Annotated in this window: 12 protein-coding genes; 6 read left to right on the forward strand and 6 right to left on the reverse strand. The window is 73.1% G+C overall.

Annotation, left to right across the window (positions count from 1 at the left end):
* Positions 1 to 5 precede the first annotated feature (5 nt).
* Positions 6 to 1343, reverse strand: a complete 1338-nt coding sequence (locus OG896_RS00390; protein WP_329361237.1) for a CynX/NimT family MFS transporter — start codon at positions 1341 to 1343, stop codon at positions 6 to 8.
* Between the two features lie 140 nt (positions 1344 to 1483).
* On the opposite strand from OG896_RS00390, the gene OG896_RS00395 reads away from it, so the two are divergent.
* Together OG896_RS00395 and OG896_RS00400 are read left to right on the forward strand one after the other, a co-directional pair.
* Positions 1484 to 2302, forward strand: a complete 819-nt coding sequence (locus tag OG896_RS00395; protein ID WP_329361238.1) for an AraC family transcriptional regulator — start codon at positions 1484 to 1486, stop codon at positions 2300 to 2302.
* A 156-nt stretch (positions 2303 to 2458) separates the two neighbouring features.
* Entirely contained in the window at positions 2459 to 3724 is a 1266-nt protein-coding gene (locus OG896_RS00400; RefSeq protein WP_329361239.1) for an outer membrane protein assembly factor BamB family protein, read from the forward strand.
* A 114-nt stretch (positions 3725 to 3838) separates the two neighbouring features.
* On the opposite strand, the gene OG896_RS00405 is transcribed toward OG896_RS00400, so the two are convergent.
* From OG896_RS00405 to OG896_RS00415, 3 genes are all read right to left on the reverse strand, one after another.
* Positions 3839 to 5107, reverse strand: a complete 1269-nt coding sequence (locus OG896_RS00405; protein ID WP_329361241.1) for a S53 family peptidase — start codon at positions 5105 to 5107, stop codon at positions 3839 to 3841.
* Positions 5108 to 5172: 65 nt separating this feature from the next.
* A complete protein-coding gene (locus OG896_RS00410) occupies positions 5173 to 7263 on the reverse strand; it encodes a hypothetical protein (protein WP_329361243.1) in 2091 nt (696 codons plus the stop codon).
* 330 nt (positions 7264 to 7593) lie between these two features.
* On the reverse strand, positions 7594 to 9210 hold the full coding sequence (locus tag OG896_RS00415) for a DUF5010 domain-containing protein (protein WP_329361245.1): 1617 nt from the start codon (positions 9208 to 9210) through the stop codon (positions 7594 to 7596).
* 612 nt (positions 9211 to 9822) lie between these two features.
* On the opposite strand from OG896_RS00415, the gene OG896_RS00420 reads away from it, so the two are divergent.
* On the forward strand, positions 9823 to 11106 hold the full coding sequence (locus tag OG896_RS00420; protein ID WP_329361247.1) for an ROK family transcriptional regulator: 1284 nt from the start codon (positions 9823 to 9825) through the stop codon (positions 11104 to 11106).
* 124 nt (positions 11107 to 11230) lie between these two features.
* On the opposite strand, the gene OG896_RS00425 is transcribed toward OG896_RS00420, so the two are convergent.
* Positions 11231 to 12496 carry an MFS transporter gene (locus OG896_RS00425; RefSeq protein ID WP_329361249.1) on the reverse strand — a complete coding sequence of 422 codons (1266 nt, stop codon included), beginning with the start codon at positions 12494 to 12496 and terminating at the stop codon, positions 11231 to 11233.
* A gap of 228 nt (positions 12497 to 12724) precedes the next feature.
* Here OG896_RS00425 and OG896_RS00430 point away from each other — a divergent pair, with 228 nt between their 5' ends.
* Positions 12725 to 13369: an HAD family hydrolase gene (locus tag OG896_RS00430; protein ID WP_329361251.1), complete on the forward strand. Its 645-nt coding sequence runs from the start codon at positions 12725 to 12727 to the stop codon at positions 13367 to 13369.
* A gap of 165 nt (positions 13370 to 13534) precedes the next feature.
* Positions 13535 to 13981, forward strand: coding sequence for a hypothetical protein (locus OG896_RS00435; protein WP_329361253.1), 447 nt, complete (start codon positions 13535 to 13537; stop codon positions 13979 to 13981).
* A 142-nt stretch (positions 13982 to 14123) separates the two neighbouring features.
* Here OG896_RS00435 and OG896_RS00440 read toward each other — a convergent pair whose 3' ends face one another.
* Positions 14124 to 17219, reverse strand: a complete 3096-nt coding sequence (locus OG896_RS00440) for a S53 family peptidase (protein ID WP_329361255.1) — start codon at positions 17217 to 17219, stop codon at positions 14124 to 14126.
* Between the two features lie 450 nt (positions 17220 to 17669).
* Here OG896_RS00440 and OG896_RS00445 point away from each other — a divergent pair, with 450 nt between their 5' ends.
* Complete coding sequence (locus tag OG896_RS00445) at positions 17670 to 18122, forward strand: protein kilB (RefSeq protein ID WP_329361257.1); 453 nt, start codon at positions 17670 to 17672, stop codon at positions 18120 to 18122.
* Positions 18123 to 18155 lie beyond the last annotated feature (33 nt).

Below are 18155 nucleotides of genomic sequence, written 5' to 3' on the forward strand. Positions count from 1 at the left end.
TGCAGTCAGCCGCGACCGCCGGGCGCGCGACCGCCCGGCGCGTTGCCGCCGGGCACCCGGGCCTCCGGCACGGAGCGTTCCGGCACGGAGCCTTCCAGCACGTGGCGTTCGCGGCTCGCGAGCACTCCGGCCCCCAACTGCAGGACGAGCAGGCCGATGAGCGCCATGAGCGGGATGCCCCACCCCCCGGTCGCGGAGTGCAGTGCGCCGAGGCCGACGGGGCCGAGGCCGGCCAGGAGGTAGCCGAGCCCCTGGGCCATCATCGAGACGTGGCCGGTGTGCCGGGCGTCGGGCGAGCGCCGGACGATGTAGGTGAGGGCGAGGCTGAGGGAAGCCCCCTGGCCGAGCCCGAGCATGGTCATCCACAGGTACGCCGCCGGCAGCGGGGCCACCGCGAGCCCGCCGAAGGCGGCCCCGGTCAACACGGCGGCGACCGCGACCGGAAGCCACGTCGGACGTGCCCACCGGGCGATCGCGGGCGTCACGAGCGAGACGGCGATGGCGGGGAAGGCCGAGTACGACAGCATCCAGCCGGCCGTGTGCGCGTCCATGCCCGAGTCCTGGAACAGGGTGGGGACCCAGGTCAGGGCCGCGTAGTAGCTCATGCTCTGCAAACCCATGAGCGCGGTCACGGCGAGGGCGACCGGATCGCGGAGCAGGACGCGGACGGAGGGCTCGCCTGCGGCCGACGGGGCATCGGCGACGTCACGGGTCCGGCGATCTCGGACGGGGGCGTGCCGCAACTGCGGGACGAGGACGAGGAAGGCGAGCAGGGCGGGGATCGCCCACAGCCCCAGGGTGGGGCGCCAGCCGCCGCCGACCAGGGAGAGCAGCGGCACCGTGACGCCCGAGGCGAGGGCGGCGCCGGCGGACAGCGCCGTCGAGTACAGGCCCATCATCAGGCCGAGGCGGTGCGAGAAGTCCCGCTTGATCACGGCCGGCATGATCACGTTGGCGATCGCGATCGCCGCACCGATGACGACGGTGCCGGCGAAGAGCCCGGCGAGGCTGGGCTGGAGCCGCAGCGCGATCCCGGCGGCCAGCGCGACCATCGTCGCTCCGAGCAGCCGGTGCAGGCCCAGTCGGCGGCTCAGCGCCGGGGTGACGAAGGCGAAGGCGCCGAAGGCGACGACGGGGATGGTGGTGAGGAGACTGACGACGACCTCGGACAGGCCGAGGTCCGCCTTGATGTCCGACAGCACCGGGCTGACCGAGGCGACACCGATGCGCAGGTTCAACGCGGCCGTCAGCAGGCCCACGGCCGACAGGACGGCGCCGATCCTGCCGCGGGCGCTGGTGCCGGGCCGGGTCCGGGGCGGCGGTTCTTGGAGGAGACGGGTCATCTGGGCTGTCCTTTCGGTCCCCGGTCGGCCGGGGCGCTCCTGGGCGTAGCCCGAGGTCGGCCGCCACGTGGGTGGCGCTGGGCTACGGCTCCAGTCCATCCGAACGCCCCCAGGGCGACCAACTGATAACCTGACGAAAGATGCCCAAAACCCGCCACGCGCCGATGCCGCTCGACCAGGTCCTGCGCGAACACGTCCTCCTGCTCGGCCACGACGAGCGCACCCCCGAGCACACCCACACCCGCGGGCACCTGGTGTATCCCGCGACGGGCGTGCTCTCGCTCGTCACCTCGGTGGGTTCGTGGATCGCCCCGTCGAACCGGGTGGTCTGGATTCCCGCGGGCTTCGCGCACCAGCACCGGGCGCACGGCCAGACCGACATGCGGATCGTCTTCCTGGCGCCGAGCCTGGCCGCCCTGCTGCCGGCGCATCCCGCGGTTCTGGTCATGACACCGCTGGCACGTGAGGCCGCCTTGGCGCTGACCGGCTCCGAGCACCGTTCCGCGGGGGCGCGCTCGCGGCTGCGCCGGGTCATCATCGACGACGTCGCCACCGCGCCCGAACAACCGCTGCACCTTCCCGAGCCGCACGACGACCGGCTCCGCGCCGTCGTCGCCCTCGTGGAGGAGGGGATGTCGAGCCCCCTGACGCTCGGCGAGCTCGGGCACCGGGTCGGCGCCAGCGAACGCACGCTCAGCCGGCTCTTCCAGCAGGAGACCGGGATGACCTTCCCCCAGTGGCGCACCCAGCTCCGCGTGCACCACGCGCTTCTGCTGCTCGCCGCCGACGTCTCGGTCATCCACACCGCGACCGCCTGCGGATGGGCGAACCCGAGCGCCTTCATCAACGCGTTCACCGCGCTCGTCGGGCAGACACCCGGCCAGTACCAGCGGGTGCTCCGGGACGACGCGAAGACGGTCCGGCAGGGCGGCAACCGCCGCTCCGGGCACGTGCGTTAGCGGCCGGTGCGGCGGCGTTCTGGGCAAGGCCGGTCGCCCGGCGGCGCATTCACGGCGGAGCCGAACCGCGCGGGCTGCCGCGGACGGCGACGCCGGGGCCCGGGCACGGGGCCGGTCTCGTAGGCTGGCCGGATTCGTCGGGACGAGGGGGGCAGGATGGACAGGAGAGCTCTGGGCACGGTCGTGGCCGCGGTGGTGGCCGCGCTGGCCGTGGGCGGCTGGCTGGTGCTGCGTGCGGGGCACCCGTATCACGAGCATGTCGGCGGCGCGCAGGGGGCGTTCCCGACGGCGCTGGGCAGTGGGGCGCCGGCCGCGCCGGACCGGGTGCTGCGGCGGACCTCGCAGTCGTACGGCGTCGACGGCGGGCTGTCCGTCGACGAGACGGACGACGGCGTCGCCGCGCACGACCTGCGCACCGGCAAGGAGTACTGGCACTACGGCCGTTCCGGCACCGAGTTGGGCACCGTCGGCCTCACCGGCAGCGGTGGCACCGTCGCCACCTGGTGGAAGGACGGGACGGTCGTCGGGACCGACGTCAGGACCGGGAAGCCGCGCTGGCATGCGAAGGTGACCTACGGCAAGCCCGCCGGGTCCTCCGACACGTTCGCCGATCTCGATGTGGTGAGCGGGCTGGTGGTCGTGGAGAGCAGGGAGGCGATCACGGCGTTCGCCGAGGACAGCGGGAAGCGGGTGTGGCGCGGCGCCGTCCCGAAGGGCTGCCGGCTCAGCTCGGGCGGGGTGTTCGCGATGCGCGGCGCGGTGGTGGCTCGGGCGGAGTGCGCCGGGACGGGCAAGGCCGGCGACGACCTGCCGCTGATCGCGTTCGACACCCGCCGCGGCACGGTGCGCTGGAAGGTGGACAGCGGGCTGAACCGGCTGCGACCGGTCGACGACCACACCCTGGTGACGTCGCTGTGGAGCCGGGACGGGATCGGCGCGGTGGTGGACGTCTCGGGCCGCACGCCGCGGGTCACCACCTGGCCGGTCCCCGCGCTCCACCCCACGGAGGCGGCCGGCGACGGGATCATGCTGTGCGCCGACAACACCGCCGGGTCCTCCGACGGCACGCTGGTGGCCTACGACGTCGCCGACCGTACGAAGCACTGGACGCGCCGCCCGGCGAAGGACACCCGGCTCGGCCCGCCGCTGATCGAGGACGGCCGCGTGTACGTCGTCCAGCAGCCCCTGCTGCCGAGGAGCGGGACACCCAAGGCCGTGGCCTCGGACCTGCTGGTCCTCGACGCCCGGACCGGGCGGCAGCTCCACTCCACGCGGCTGCCTCCGGTCCGGCCCGCGTCGGGCGAGACCGGTGACACCTTCGCCGCACTGACGCCCTGGCAGGCCGTCGACGGCGTGGTGGCCGTCCAGTGGACCGGGATGTTCTCCGGCACCGACGACGATCTGCTCGTTCTGGCCCAGTGACCCCACTGGGGTGCGGGGGCGACGGCGCGTGCGGCACCGGCCGTGGCGCTCTCCCGCGGCCGGTGGCCGGTTCGGCCGGGGGCCGCGGGAGCGCACGGGGCGTCAGAGGGCCAGTCAGAGGGCCGCGGTTCCCAGCGGGGTGCCGTTGCCGGTGGGTCCGTCGTAGCCGGGCCCGGCCGTGCACTGGTAGTCCCCGCCGCAGTCGGTGGAGGTGACGTTGCTGCCGGTGGTCACGTCGTTCAGACCGGTGGTGACGGTGTAGAACGAGGAGGCGTCGGGGAAGGCGGCGGGGTTCCCTGCCACGGCTATCGCTCCGGCGAGGAACGGCGACGCGGCGCTGGTGCCCCCGACCACGACCCAGCCGCCGGTCTTGTTGTCGGTGTCGTAGACGGCCAGCCCGGGGTTCGGGTCGGCCACGGAGGAGATGTCGGCGACCATCCGGCCGGGGCAGTTGGCGTCGTGCTGCCAGGCCGGTTTGTCCACCCAGGCCGAGCAGCCGCTTCCGGCGCCCTGCCAGGCCGACTCCGTCCAGCCGCGCGCGGTGCCCGGGGCACGGGTCAGGGTGGTGCCGCCCGCGGCGATCACGGTGGGATACACCGCCGGGGTGTTCGGGATGCCGTAGCCGCTGTCACCCGAGGAGGCCAGGATCGCCACGCCCGGGTGGGAGTAGGAGGCGGCGTACGGCTGCATGCCGTTCTGCTCGGTCGCGCCGTAGCTGTTGGACACTTCGGTGGCGCCGGCGGTGACAGCGGTGTCCACGGCGGCGGCCAGGCTGGGGATGCCGGCGTCGTCGCCCTCGACGAGCATGACGTGGCACGCCGGGCAGGCCGCGGAGGCGGCGTCCAGGTCGAGGGAGATCTCCACGCTCCACCGCAGGTCCGCGGGGAGCGGGCTGGTCTGGCCGCGCTGGTTGAGGATGCTCAGGCAGCCGTTCGCGACGGTGCAGGGCGGCAGTCCGTAGGTGGAGCGGTAGACGGCCAGGTCGGCTTCGGCGGACGGGTCGCCGCCGGCGTCGACCACGGCGACGGTCTGGTCCGCGCCGCCGGTGGACGGCAGTTGGTAGGCGTCGCGCAGGTCCGCGGGGCCGTAGCCCGGGGGCAGCGCGGCGGCCGCGCTGCCCGCCGACGCGTGCGCGGCCGGTCCGCGCACACCGGTGCCGGTGTGGACGTCGGTCCGGATCTGCGCCAGGCAACGTGCTTGTCCCGGCCCGGCCGGCCCGCACACCTGCCGGACCGGGGCGGCGGCGGAAGCCGCCGGCCGGTCGGCGGAGGCGCCTGCGGCACGGGCGTGGGCGCTCGCGGCGCCGACGGGTGACACCGCTGTCGCCAGGGCCGCCAGGGAGACGAGGAGTGTGCGCCCGTAGCGGGCGTGAAGGTGTCGCATGAAGGGTTCTCCGGGTCCGCGGCGGGCCCGGTCACCCGGGCCCGCCGGCTGCTTGAGGGGTCGACTCAGCTGGTGGCCGCGGCGATGGTGTACGCGTGGGCGATGGTCTGGGTGAGGGACCCGCCCGCGTTGTCCGTCGCCGTGATCTTGAGGCTCGGGTCGGTGCCCGCCGCGGAGGCTGGGTTGTGCCACGCCGCGACGTAGTGGCCCGCGTATCCGGCGACGGCCGCGGGCTGCCAGGTGCTGCCGCCGTCGAAGGACACCGACACATGGGCCGAGGCGATCGCCGCGTGCGAGCCGTGCCCGTCGTAGGCGAGGTGCCCGACGTTGACGCCCATCGTCTGCACGGCGCTCGCGCTGGTGTTGGTCAGGTCCGCGGCCAGCTGGTAGTTCACGGTGAGCGCCGGGAGGATCTGGCAGGGCGTGGTCGCGCTCTGCCCGGTGCACTTGTCCCCCGCCGGCAGCGCGGTGTCCGCCTGACCGGGCCGGTACACGAACGTGACGTCGGTGGTGACGTGGGTGGACTGGCTGGTCATGATCACCGGGGAGAAGTCCTGGTCGTACACGGCCCGGTAGGTCGTGGTCGCGGCCGGGACACCGGTGAGCTGGGCGCTGCCGCCGGCCTGGCTGACCACCTGTTGCCCGTTCTGGTAGAGGGTGAAGGTGCCGTCGGCGTAGCCGTAGCCGATGTGGTCGGGCACGCTGTCGACGAGGGTGAGGTCCCGCAGGCCGAGCGTGCCGTCCGCGACGCACCCCAGGCAGGTCCACCCCGGTCCGGTGTACTGGCCCATCCCGCCGGCCAGCGGCCCGTGCGCCCAGGGTTCGAGGTACGCGTGCCGCGCGGCGAACGTGTGCGGGGTGGACTGCCAGGACTGCGCCGGCGACGGGGACCACACGTTGTGCTCCCAGCTGACGCCGGGAGCGCTGCGCAGATACTGCGTGACGGTGCCCGGCATCGCGTAGTCCGCCTCCCACCCCACGCCGGACGTCCAGGCGTCGTCGGCGTTGGTCATGAGGCTCCCGGTCCCGGTGCCGGCCGGGTCGGTGGAGAAGTCGTGCTTGACCGTGGCGAGTTGGGTGTCGGTGGCTGCCTCGGTGTTGTCCGCGGGCACGTCGGACGATGCGTACGTCAGGTCGTAGCGGTACGGGGTCGGGGAGTTCGTGGTGTCCGTGCCGGCCGCGTCCCACTGCCACATGAAGTGCAGCGCGCCGACCTTCGCGGCGGGTTGCGGGTTGACGTAGAAGGGGACGTCGCCGTTCTGCTCGCCGAACCACACCTTGACCGCGTGGGTGGGATCGCCGGTGGCGTCGCGGCGCGTCCAGCTGAAGGTGCCGCCGTCCTGCGTGCTCGGGCGGGGCGTGGTCGCCGACACCCGCGAGGAGGCGGTCTTCTCGTCCAGCGTCACGTTGGTGCCGTCGGCCCCCACGGCGAGGTCGGTGACCGTGACCAGGCGGGCGGTGGTGAGGTTGCCCTGGGCGTCGTACTCACCGAACTCGCCGGCCAGGCTGTAGTTCCCGGCGGGGACGGCGACTCTGGCCACGCCGCCCTGGAGTTGGACGTAGGTGGCCATCCTGGTCATGTCGTCGGTGTTGACCAGCATCACGAGCGGGTCGGACAGCGCTCCGGTGAGGTCGGTGGCGTTGATCTGGAGGCGGTACATCGGATAGTGCGGCGCGACCTGGGTGTCCGGTCCCTGTGTGGAAGCGTCCGAGGCGTTGTCCGAGGCACCGGCCGTGACGCCGCCGCGGGCCAGCGCGGTCACGTCGTACCGGGACAGGTCCAGCGAGCCGCCGACCTGGGGTGTCGAGGTGAACGGCAGGACGTAGGCGTCACCCGTGCCGAACTGGAAGGACGTGAGCATCGTGCTTCCGCCGGGCGTCCGGGGCACCAGGTAGCTGCTGCCGCCTGGCCCGGCGGCCACATCGACGCGGTCGCCCGAGCCCAGGGTGACGGGCGTCGAGCCGCCGGGCCGGGCGGACGTGGACGAGGCGGCGCTCGCCGCCGGGGTTCGGGCGGACGAGGTGCCGGACGGCGCTCCCAGCGCGTTTCCGGCGGCGCCGAGCGACAGCAGGCCCGCCGCACTCAGCAGGACCAGCGCCCGGCGCGAGCGACGTCCGGGTCCATGTCGGCGGTTTGTGCATCGGGGACGGAACACGATCAGCGTCACCTACCCGTCTGGGCAAGGCGTCGCGACGGGGAACGGATCGTGTGGCTGCCGTGGCCGTCGTGACGCCGCTTGTGTCCGCGCCCGCCTCGTCGCGGCACGCGGTCCGGTCCGTTCACCACGGCCCCTGGGGTCGCGACGCGATCCACAATGGTCTGGACTACATGCTCATGGCAACACCGAAATGTGCGTGATCCAGCCAATTATCCGCACGTTCGCGACGCCTTTCCGGATGTTCCCGCGCACGCCGGAGCGGGGCATGGCGACCGGCTCATGCCCCGCCCTTCGCCGACCGCCCGCCCTACGAGGCGGCCGCCTGCCCTACGAGGCGGTCGCCTGCCACCAGTTCGCGTTGAGGCCGCCGTTGACGTATTCGAGCCTGACCGTGTGGGAGGTGCCCGCGGTGAACTGGAACGTGCCGGCGTCGATGGTCTGCCAGGTCTGCCAGCCGCCGGTGGTGGGCACGTTGATCGTCGGTCCGGCCACGCCGTCGACCACGAAGCGCAGTTGCGCGCCGGTCAGCGGCGTGGCGACCCGCACCTTCAGGTCCTCGGTGCCCTGCATCGGGAGCTCGTTCCACTGCTCCCATTCACCGGTGGCGATGGCGCCCACGTCCCAGCCGCCGCCCGAGTCGCCGGTCGTCTCGACGTCGAGCGCGTCGTCCCGGTACTTGCCGAGGGTGTTGGTCGGCGTGGTGTCGCTGACGCTGTCGGCGCTCTCGGCCTGCACGGTCAGCGTGGCCGGGAACGGCGTCTTGGAGTAGCGCCGCAGGATGTTGATGTTCTGGTTGGGATAGTCGCGCTGGGTGGTGGCGTAGTCGGCGCTCTTGGTACGCCACAGGGCCGCGTTCTCCGACCAGTCGCTAAAGCCCTCGACCAGGGTGATGAGATCGTTCTTGCCGACCGTGTTCGCAAGGCCGTTGACGAACGTCTGCCCGTGGTCGGGGTCGATGACCATGTTGCTGGAGCCGCTGACGAAGTGGAAGCTCGGCACGGTGGCACCGAAACTCGCCCCGTTCAGCGTCATGTTGGTGTATTTGGGGTCCGGGACGCCGAACCAGCCGTCCTGGCCGTTGGCGACCTGGGAGACGGCCGAGTCGTTCGTGATCCACGACTGGTCGGTGACGAAGTAGGGATTCTCGTTGAACTGCGACTGGGCCTGCGAGCGGACGTACTTCAGCAGGTTGGCGGAGTTGCCGTTGCCCTGGTTGGCGAAGGCGAAGTCGTTGTCCGACCACAGGTAGACCAGCGGCTGCCCGTTCACCTTGTAGAGCAGGTTGTCGGGGACGGCCTGGTAGAACGCCTTCAGGTCGTTGTCCCACAGGTACTGGTGACCGCCCTCCCCCGCACCCGTCGTGTCGCTCATGTCGAAGGTCGGGGAGTAGCCGCCGGTCTTGTGCTTGATCTGGTTCTTCTTGTCCGTCATCGAGGCGGGGGTGTCGTCGAACGCGGCGATCTTGAGCTTGCCCGCGTCTCCGGCCTTGTTGATCGCGGCGACCAGCCCGGTCAGCGCGCGCGGGTCGCCGCCCTCGTTGGGCACGGAACTGCCGGGCACGTACCCGCGGGTGTCCACCGCGACGAAGTCGACGCCGGAGGAGACCAGTTCCTCGACGTAGTCGAGCCAGAAGTCCTCGGACGAGCCTGTGGTGGCGTCGTACATGGGGAGGTTGTAGATCTGGTTGCTCTGGTTGACGTACGGGCCGCCCGCGATGGTCCGGTCCTCGAAGCCGAAGGTGACGCCCAGGGCGCCGGTGTCGGCGGAGTCGCGGTGCGACAGGACCGAACCTCCGGTGTCCACGACGGACGCGGCCGGCGCGGCGGCCGTGGCGCCGGCGCCCCAGCCGGTGGTGGGAACCGACCACCACAGGGCCGCGGCTGCCACGGCCGCACCGATCGGCAGCCACCGCCTGCTGCGGGGGCCTCTTTTCGCGTGTGCCATGTCGTCGCACGTCCTTCCTTGCCGGCCCGGACCTTCCCGGCCGCCACCGGCTGTGGGGGGTGGGTGAGTTGGCGGCGGTCGCGGTGGGGGGGCGACGCGTCACCGGACGATCGCTCCGGTGCTCCGTTCCGCCTGACCAGGACGGAGCACCGGAGCGGGTACGGGTGCGGCGCCGCTCCGGCGCGGTGCCGCGTACGTGGGGCGACGTCCCGGGCCGGCGGACGACTTTGGCTCTAACTCGGATGAACTGCGGCCCAGCGTGCGCCTCGTGAGGGAGTTTGTTGCGAACACCTAGGCGCGTCAAGGCCTTTGGCAGCGAGAGTCCGCTGAAGTTTCGATCAACTTCGGACAAAGGCGCGCCGACCAGTCGACCGGCGCACGCCGCCCCTCGGAGCGGTGGTCGCGGGCGCCGCCGCACGGGGGCCGGTGAGCCGCGGCACGTTCCCGCCGACCCGCCGGCCGATCCGGTAGGGCGCGACCGGCATGTTTTGTCGGGTACGATCAAAATGGCGCCCAGAAGGCCCGTCCGCGGTTCGGCCATGCCACAATGCTGGCAAGAAACCGCCGGACGGGCCGATGTTTCGCCGAGAGTTCTATCGACCTTTGCACAAAATGGCACGCCACCGATGCGGCCTGCGGAAGCTCGAAGGGCCCGCCTCGGCGCCGACCACGCAATCACCCCTGGGGGTCACGATCGAAACTCCAGTCAACCTGCGCGAGGTAGGAAGGCTACGGGTCCTGGAGGCCCTGCACACCACCGTGCGCAGCAGCCGTCCGGAACTGGTGCGGGTCACCGGGCTGTCCAGGGCCACGGTCTCCTCGCTGATCACCGACCTGATCGCGGTCGGTCTGGTGACCGAGGACGAGGGGCCCGAGGACCCGGAGCCGCGCCGGACCGGGCGCCCCGCGCAGTCCCTGTCCCTGGTGCCGACCGCGGGGTACGCGTTCGGTGCGGACATCGGGCACCAGCATGTCCGGGCCATCCTCTGCGACCTGTTCGGCGCGGTGGTGTGGGAGCACTGGGTGGCCAAGGAGGTGGACCGGGCTCCCGAGGAGACCCTCGACCTGGTCGCCGTGCTGGTCGACCGGGCCCTCCAGGAGACCAGGGTGGACCGGGACCGGGTGCTCGGCATCGGGGTCGGGATCGCCTCCCCGGTCGAGAAGGGCAGCGGCGCCCTGGGCGCGGAGGGCATCATGCCCGGCTGGGTCGGCATGCGCCTGATCGACGAGCTGCACCGCCGCACCTCCCTGCCGGTGCGGGTCACCAACGACGCGAACGCGGGCGCACTCGCGGAGCGGATGTACGGCGCCGGGCGGCACACCCGCGACATGGTCTACGTCCGGCTGTCCGCCGGGATCGGCGCGGGCATCGTCAGCAACGGCAAACTGCTGCTGGGCGCACGGGGCCTGGCCGGGGAGATCGGGCACCTGCCGCTCACCGCGGACGGCCTGATCTGCCGCTGCGGCAACCGCGGCTGCCTGGAGACCGTCGCCAGCCCCGTCGCCATCGCCCGCCTCCTCTCCGACAGCTGGGGCCAACACGTCGCCGCCCAGGACCTGCCCGGCCTCATCGAGCAGCGCAACGCGGGCGCCCTGCGCTCCGTCCGCGACGCGGGCGACGCGGTCGGCCGCGCGCTGTCCAACCTGGTCACCCTCCTCAACCCCCGCCTCATCGTGGTCGGCGGGGACCTGGCGGCCGCGGGCGAGGACCTCCTCGAACCGCTGCGGGCAGGCGTCCACCGCCACGCACTGCCCTCCGCCGTCAGGAGCGTCGACATCGTCACCGGGCACCTGGGCGACGGCGCGGAGGTCCGCGGCGCCGCGGGCCTGATCCTGGCCGACGCGTCCCAACTGCTGTCCGCCGCCGCCCCCGCCACGCAGGCCGAACCGGTGTAGCGCGCCCGAGGCGGCGCGCGGGCGGTGGCACCCGGGCTGTGGCACCCGGGCCGTGGCGCGCGGGCCGTGCCTGCGGACGGGCGGACAGTGCGCTCGGGTTGGTCGCAGGTCGGGGGTCGGGCGGTCAGCCCGCGGCGTGCCGGGAGCGGCTCATGACGGCGATGCCGACGGTCGCCACCGTGCCGTACACGGCCGGTGCGAGGAACACGTGCGGCAGTCCCAGCAGGCTCACGCCGAGGCTGCCGGTCAGCCCGCCGAGGGCGCTGGCGATCGCGGTCGAGCTCATGAAGACGGCCGAGGCGGTCGCGACGGCCTGGGGCAGCAGGCGCTGGGCGACGATGATGCCGAGGCCCGCGAACACCCCCCAGACCCCGCCCATGAGGATCTGGCCGGCGAACATACCGGCCGCGCCTGCGGTGAGGGCGAAGCACAGGTTCGCGCCGACGCCGAAGGCAGCGCCGAGGACCATCAGGCGCATCATCCCGGTCCGGCGGGCCACGACGACCGCCACCGGCATCAGGGCCAGCTCGATCAGGGGCTGGATGGCGATGACCGCGCCACTGACCGTCGTCGGCAGGTGCAGGTCGTCGTGCATGTAGATCGTCAGATAGCCGTACTTGATCGGCTCGCCCGCGTAGACGAGCACGTACAGCCCGGTGAAGGCCAGCAGGGGCAGCATCGTCCGTATGCCGACGTGCGGTCGGGCCGGCGCCTGGGACCCGGGCACCTCTGCGTCCGCCTCCGCTCCGGCGGCCTGATCGGCGTGTGGGGCCGAGCGGGCGCGCGCGAAGCCCATCGGGAGGATCTGCGCCAGAGTGCACACCCCGGTGGCCATCAACATCACGCGCGGGCCGGACGTCATGGCCAGCAGCGAGCCCGCGACCGGGCCCACGATCCACCCGGCGGTCAGCGCCATGCGCACGACCGAGACCACCCCGTCCCCGATCGGGCTGGCCGTGGCCTGCAGGTCGTCGTGGACCGCGGCGAACAACTGCGACCCGGCGCCGCCGGCGAACGCCAGGACCACGGCGCTGATCACGAACGGCATCCACACCTGGTGCGCGAAGGCCATGGCGCACCAGCCGAGAGCCCCGAGGACGGCGCACAGCCGGAACAGCCCGAGCCGCCTTCCGGTGCGGTCCGAGCGGGCGCCGACGAGATAGCCGGCGACCGGGGCGGTGACGCTCGTCAGGTAGTAGAGCCCCGCCGTGGTCAGCGAGACATGCAGGTCGTCGACGAGGAACAGGGTGATCTGCGGGGCCGCGGCCGAGGTTCCGAGCCCGGACAGGAACAGCGCGACGGTCGCCCCGCGGTACAGCGGCGAGTCCCACACCGAGCGCACCGCGGAAGGGGCGGGCACGACATCGGCCGCGGCCAGTACAGGTGACAAGACGGTCCCCCCGGGGGATCAGGCACAAGAGATCACACACCGTATCTTCGAACGAAAGGAACATCAAACCTGTTTGATTGATTCCTGTACGCTCATGATCGATGTTCGTTGTGCGGATGGGACACCGCTTCCGCGCCCCGGAGCCGAGCGCCTGCCCGGACCCGAGGCCGAGCGCGGGCCTGGGCAGCGCCCTTGGACACGTTCGTCGCCGCGACCGGAAGGAGTGCCATGCCCGCCGACCGGCGGATCGTGCTGTTCGACCTCTACGGGGTCATCGCCCTGCATCAGCGCCCCGGTGCCCTTACGCGGATGGCCGCCTCCTGCGACGCGCCCGCCGACGCCTTCGCCGAGGCGTACTGGGACCTGCGCCCGCCGTACGACGCCGGACGGCAGACCGCGCCGGAGTACTGGGCTGCGGTGCTCCGGCGGCTGTCCCGTCCGGCCGATCCCCGTACGGTGGAGGAGTTGCGGCTCACCGACATCGACAGCTGGTCGCGCGTCGACGGGCGCATGGTCGCCTTCACGCAGTCCCTGCGCGGCCGGGCCGGGGTGGCCGTGCTCTCCAACATTCCTGCGGACCACGCCGATGCCTTCCTCGCGGCCCAGCCCTGGCTGCGGAACCTGGACCATCTCGCCCTCTCCGGGAAGATCCGCGCGGCCAAGCCGGACCCGGCCGCGTTCCACCACTGCGTCAGCGCCCTGCGCACCCCGCCCGCCGGCTTCCTCTTCGTCGACGACCGCGAGGAGAACGTCCGCGCCGCGCGGGCCCTCGGCATGTCCGGGCACGTGTTCACCGGGCTCGACGAGCTGGTCGAGGTCATCGACGCCTGGCTGCCGGCCGGCACGCAGCCGCCCGCGTCGTCCGCGCCTTAGCCGTATGGAGCACGGGCGCTGTCGACACGTGCCGGTGCCGGGCGAGTTGACGAGGCGGTGCGACCGTATCCGGGCGCGTGGCCGCCGCGCCGGTGGAAGATGGGGTCCATGAGCGGACGGGGTGGGCCGGGGCGCGGCGTCAGGGTCGGCCTCTTGATGGCGGGCGTGCCCGGGGGGCTTTGGGCCACGTTCGCGTTGGGGGCCGGGCTCTCCTGCCTCGCACGGGGCAGCACGCAGGACGCGCTGAGCGCCTTGTCCCGTTGCGGGGAACTCGTGGCCGGCAGTTCGGCGGCGGGCGTGCTCATGGGGATCTGCGTCGGTGGCGGGCTGACCCTCGCCTCACGACGGACCGGTACGAGCGCACGGCGCCTGGCCTTGTTGGGCGCGCTGGCGGCGGCCGTGACGTTCCCTGCGGAGCTGCTGGTCGTGGCGCTGGCCACCGGGGTGGGCCCGGTGGAGATGGTCGTGACGGTGCTCACGTGGCCGGTGATGACGATCGTGGCCGCCCGGCACAGCACGGACATCGCGGGGCGTACCCGCGCTCACCCGTGGCTGTGGACCGCCGGGCCGTCCGCGCGCCGTCCGAGGCGGCGGCAGCCTTCGCAGCCGTAGCCGCGGTGCGTACGAAACCGCCGCAGGACGGGGTGCGCCTCCCGGCCGGGTGGGCCGGGAGGCGCGGGGTGGGCCGGTGCCCGGGGCCGGCGTGGCCCCGGGCGGTCAGCCGCGGGCGGTCAGCCGCGGGTCGAGACGCGGGTCAGGCGTAGTAGCCGAACAGGTCGGCGACGACGTCGACGGAGCCGGCGCTGGCGTGGAAGTCGACCTTGCCGTCGATCACCGGGACGGTCACGAGGTTCGCGATCGTCTGCCCCGCCGACCAGTTGAGGTTGGACGAGGTCGGCTGGGCCTGCCCGTCGGGCCACACGGTGAGCACGCCGCCCTTGGTGCCGTTGACGACGGTCACGTTGAGCACGACGGCCTTGGCGGAGGCCAGGGAGCCTTCGTCGGCCAGGCTCAGCGAGAGCGACCCGCTGGAGCTGAGCTGCCCGGCGCTGGGCGCGCCGGTGCCGTTGCGGGTGTCGAGCAGCCGGACCGGGCCGGCCGGGTGGAACAGCGCGCCGCCGGCGTCGGCCTGGTAGTAGCCGAAGACGTCGGCCACGAAGTGGGTCGTGCCGGAACTGGCGTTGTACAGGTCCACCGTGCCGTCGGCGCCGACCGGCACGATCACCAGGTTCGGCACCGACTTGCCCGCGATCCAGTTGAGGTTCGAGGAGTCGGGCCGGGTGGTGCCGCCCGGGTAGGCGATGAGGTGCCCGGAGGACTGCTCGGCGGTGGCGGTCACGTTGAGCACCACGGCGGTGGCCCCGGTGGCGGGCACCCCGCCGGCCCCGGCGACGGTGAGCGCCACGGTGCCGTCGGCCTTGACCGGGGTGGTCGTGGTGACGCCGATCTTCGCCCGGGTGTCGAGCACCCGGGCGGGGCCCACGGGGTAGTACGTGGCGCCGGAGGCGGCGGCGGAGAAGTAGCCGAAGACGTCGGCCACGAAGTGCACCGTGCCCGACGAGGCGTTGAGCAGGTCGACCTTGCCGTTCGCGCCGACGGGCACGATCACCAGGTTGGGGATGTTGCGGCCGGGCGTCCAGTTGAGGTTGGACGAGGTGGGCTGGGTGCCGCCGTCGGGGTAGGCGATCAGGTGGCCGCCGGTGGTCTCCGCGGTCGCGGTGACGTTGAGCACGACGGAGGTCACGCCGGAGGACGGGACCGCGCCGCCGGCGCTGCCGGCGACCTGGAGGACGACCTTGCCGTTGGCCTTGACCGGGGTCGTCGTGGTGACGCCGATCTTCGCCCGGGTGTCGAGCACCCGGGCCGGGTTGACCGGGGTGAAGGTGCCGCCCGGGGAGGCCGGAACGGCCTTGCACAGCGCGGTGATCGCGTTGCGCGCGTTCTTCGGGGTGCCCAGGCCGGTCGTCATGTCGTAGCCGGACCCGGCGGTGAAGAGGCCGGACGGCTGGACGTTCTGGCCGGGGACGACGTTGTCACCGCTGGTGATGTCGTGGAAGGCGCTCGACGGGAGCTGGTAGAGCGCGGGGTTGGCGAAACCGATCGGCCCGTCCGCGGCGCAGCCGAGGTCGAGGTCGGCCTGCGCGGCGACGGCCGCCCAGGTCGGCGAGGCGCCGCTGGTGCCGCCGACGAGGTACCAGCCCGCGTACTCCTGGTTCTTGGAGGCTTCCCCCCACTCGACCAGGTAGCCCTGGTCGGGGTCGGCCAGCGCGGCGACGTCCGGGACCTGCCGGCAGGTCCGGCCCGCGGCGGCCGCGCAGGCGTCGAAGTACCCGGGGCCCTGCCGGCCGGCCTGGTAGCCGGTGGCGGAGTCGAGGCCGAAGTACGAGGAGACACCGCCGCCGGTGGCGTCGCCCTCGCTGTTCCAGGCGCTCTGCGTGGCGTTCGAGCCCGTCATGGAGGTGCCGCCGACGCCCAGGACGTAGGGCTGCCCGGCCGGGTCGTCGACGGAGACCTGCCCGCCGTTCGGGTCGTCGTTGACGCCGTCGCCGTCCGCGTCGTACCAGCAGTCGCCGGAACCGTCGTCACCGGAGGCGGCAGTCACGGTCTGGCCCTGGGCGGCGGCCTCGGCGAAGATGCTGTTCTCGGCGTCGAGGAACGCGCCGCTCTGGTCGGCGGTGCAGGCACCCCAACTGGTGGATATGACCTTGACCTTGTTGTCCGTGACCATCTTCTGGTACACGTCCAGGACGTCCTGGTCGCTCGCGTCCGCCGCGTCGGGGCCCTGGTAGACGACCAGGGACGCCTGCGGGACGAGGCCGATCAGGTCCTCGATGTCGAGCGCCGACTCCACGCCCACCTGGGAGCCGGAGGCGTCGAGCGTGTCGGCGGCGAGCTTCGGGCCGCCGTCCACCTTGACGGCGCTGACGGAGACCTTCGTGCCGTAGCAGGACTGGTAGGCGGCGATGTCCTTCGTGCCGTAGTTCTCCAGCTCGAAGATCCCGACGGACACGCCGGTGCCGACGTCCGGCTGGTCGGCCATGCCGTAGGCGGTCGCCAGCGAACGGGCACTCCAGTACTGCTGGGTGTCGATGTTGCCGCCGGAGGCCAGGCCCGACTTCACCGACGAGCACAGGCTCGGGGTGTGGCCGGTCACGTTCGGGGTGACCGCGCGGGCATTGGCGGTGGACGCGGCCACCTTCCGCACCTTCGGCGACAGGTGCGGGCTGAGGTGCGCGAGCGTGTCCAGGCCGGTGATCCCGGCCACGGCGGGCGCCGCGTCGGCGGGCAGCGCGGGCGCGGCCGTGTTGAGGATGCCGCGGCGGCCGTCAGGGGCGCGGAAGCCGGTGAAGCCGGTGTGCAGCGACTTGGCGGCCGCGGCCATGGTGGTGTGCACCGGCAGCGTCATGCCGTCGGCGGACAGCTTCCCGGCGGTCAGGCCCTGGGCCTTCAGGGCCGCGCGCACCCGGTCCACGGTCGCACCGGTCGGCCCGAACGCCGTCTTGAACTGGCCGGTCTTCAGGTAACGGTGGTACAGCGGCGAGCCGGGCGTGGACACGTCCGTGATGAACGTGCGCAGGCCGGCCGGGTCCCGCGGCGCCAGCTCGACGCCCAACTCGATCGGGGTGTCCCCGGCGGGCGCCGCCATCTTCACCGCCCCCCGCGGCAGGTGCGGCGCCGTGCCGACCCGCTTCGGCGCGGCGGACGCCCCGCCGCTTCCGCCGTCCGCGACGGCCGCGGGCGCTCCCGCGGCCACCACCGCCAGAGCCGCGACGGCCACCACCGGGCCGAGCACCCCCCGACGCCAACTCCCCTGCCGTGCCCGGATGTCCGGACCCGTGCCAATCCCCATGAACGAGCACTCCTCCTGTGCGCCGCAGCCGGCCGTGCGGGCACGTTGGTTCCCCACCACAGGCGGCAGCGCCGGACGTCGTCGGACGTCCGGGACCGTGCGATCGGTATCCCCCCCGGTCGCGACCCGGCGCGGGACCTGACAGGTCCCGGGCCGGGGTTGCGGAAAGCCCCCGCTGTGACGGTGTCGCGGCGGCACGGACGGGTCGCCCGCGCGCGCGAGAAGCCGGAGTTGCTTTGTATCAGCTATGACCGGGCGACCGCTCGTTCAGGTGTGCGGTTTTTACCTGCTCTTGGGACTCGGGTGGCGGGCGGTACCCCCAGGTCACGGGGTGTTGCGGGGCGCCACGCCCAACTGGTGGCGGTCCGGCGGGCGTTGCCGGGGCCGCGCAGCCGGCTCCGCCCGGGAGAATCCTCGGGTGATGCGGCGTCGTAGCGAGGGAGAGTCCTGATGTGGTCCAGCGTCATAGCCGTGGCCGGCACCCTGCTCGGCGGGGCGCTCACCGGGCTGCTGCAAAGCCGCGGCGACCGGCGGGCCCGGCAGGCCGCCCGCGCCGACGAGAAGGCGCAGGCGCTCCGTGCGGCACTCGGCGAGCTGGTCGCCGCGCTCGGCGACCACCGGCGCGCCATGTGGCACCGCGAGGTGCTGCGGCTGGACGGCACGGACCCCGACGCGTTCGAGGCGGCCCGTAACGCCTCGCGCGCCACCCGCTCGGCGGTCACCGCCCCGCTGGTCTCGGTCTCCGTCATCGAGCCCGCCCTCGCGCAGACCGCACGGCAGGCCGCGGAGGCCGCCTTCGACCTGCGCGACGCCCCCGACCGCGCCACCCTGGCCGCGCGACGGGAGAACGCGATCACCGCGACCGACACCCTCGTGGCCGCGGCGGGCCGCGCCATGGCCTGACCGCTGCCCTCTCCTTCCGGTCCGGCCGCGGGC

It is taken from the genome of Streptomyces sp. NBC_00669, assembly GCF_036226785.1.
Lineage (GTDB): Bacteria > Actinomycetota > Actinomycetes > Streptomycetales > Streptomycetaceae > Actinacidiphila.

Bases quoted from the DNA above. Each gene is read 5' to 3' on its own strand.
- OG896_RS00390 (WP_329361237.1), bottom strand. From the start codon at position 1,343: ATGACCCGTCTCCTCCAAGAACCGCCGCCCCGGACCCGGCCCGGCACC.
- OG896_RS00395 (WP_329361238.1), top strand. From the start codon at position 1,484: ATGCCCAAAACCCGCCACGCGCCGATGCCGCTCGACCAGGTCCTGCGC.
- OG896_RS00400 (WP_329361239.1), top strand. From the start codon at position 2,459: ATGGACAGGAGAGCTCTGGGCACGGTCGTGGCCGCGGTGGTGGCCGCG.
- OG896_RS00405 (WP_329361241.1), bottom strand. From the start codon at position 5,107: ATGCGACACCTTCACGCCCGCTACGGGCGCACACTCCTCGTCTCCCTG.
- OG896_RS00415 (WP_329361245.1), bottom strand. From the start codon at position 9,210: ATGGCACACGCGAAAAGAGGCCCCCGCAGCAGGCGGTGGCTGCCGATC.
- OG896_RS00420 (WP_329361247.1), top strand. From the start codon at position 9,823: ATGGCACGCCACCGATGCGGCCTGCGGAAGCTCGAAGGGCCCGCCTCG.
- OG896_RS00430 (WP_329361251.1), top strand. From the start codon at position 12,725: ATGCCCGCCGACCGGCGGATCGTGCTGTTCGACCTCTACGGGGTCATC.
- OG896_RS00440 (WP_329361255.1), bottom strand. From the start codon at position 17,219: ATGGGGATTGGCACGGGTCCGGACATCCGGGCACGGCAGGGGAGTTGG.
- OG896_RS00445 (WP_329361257.1), top strand. From the start codon at position 17,670: ATGTGGTCCAGCGTCATAGCCGTGGCCGGCACCCTGCTCGGCGGGGCG.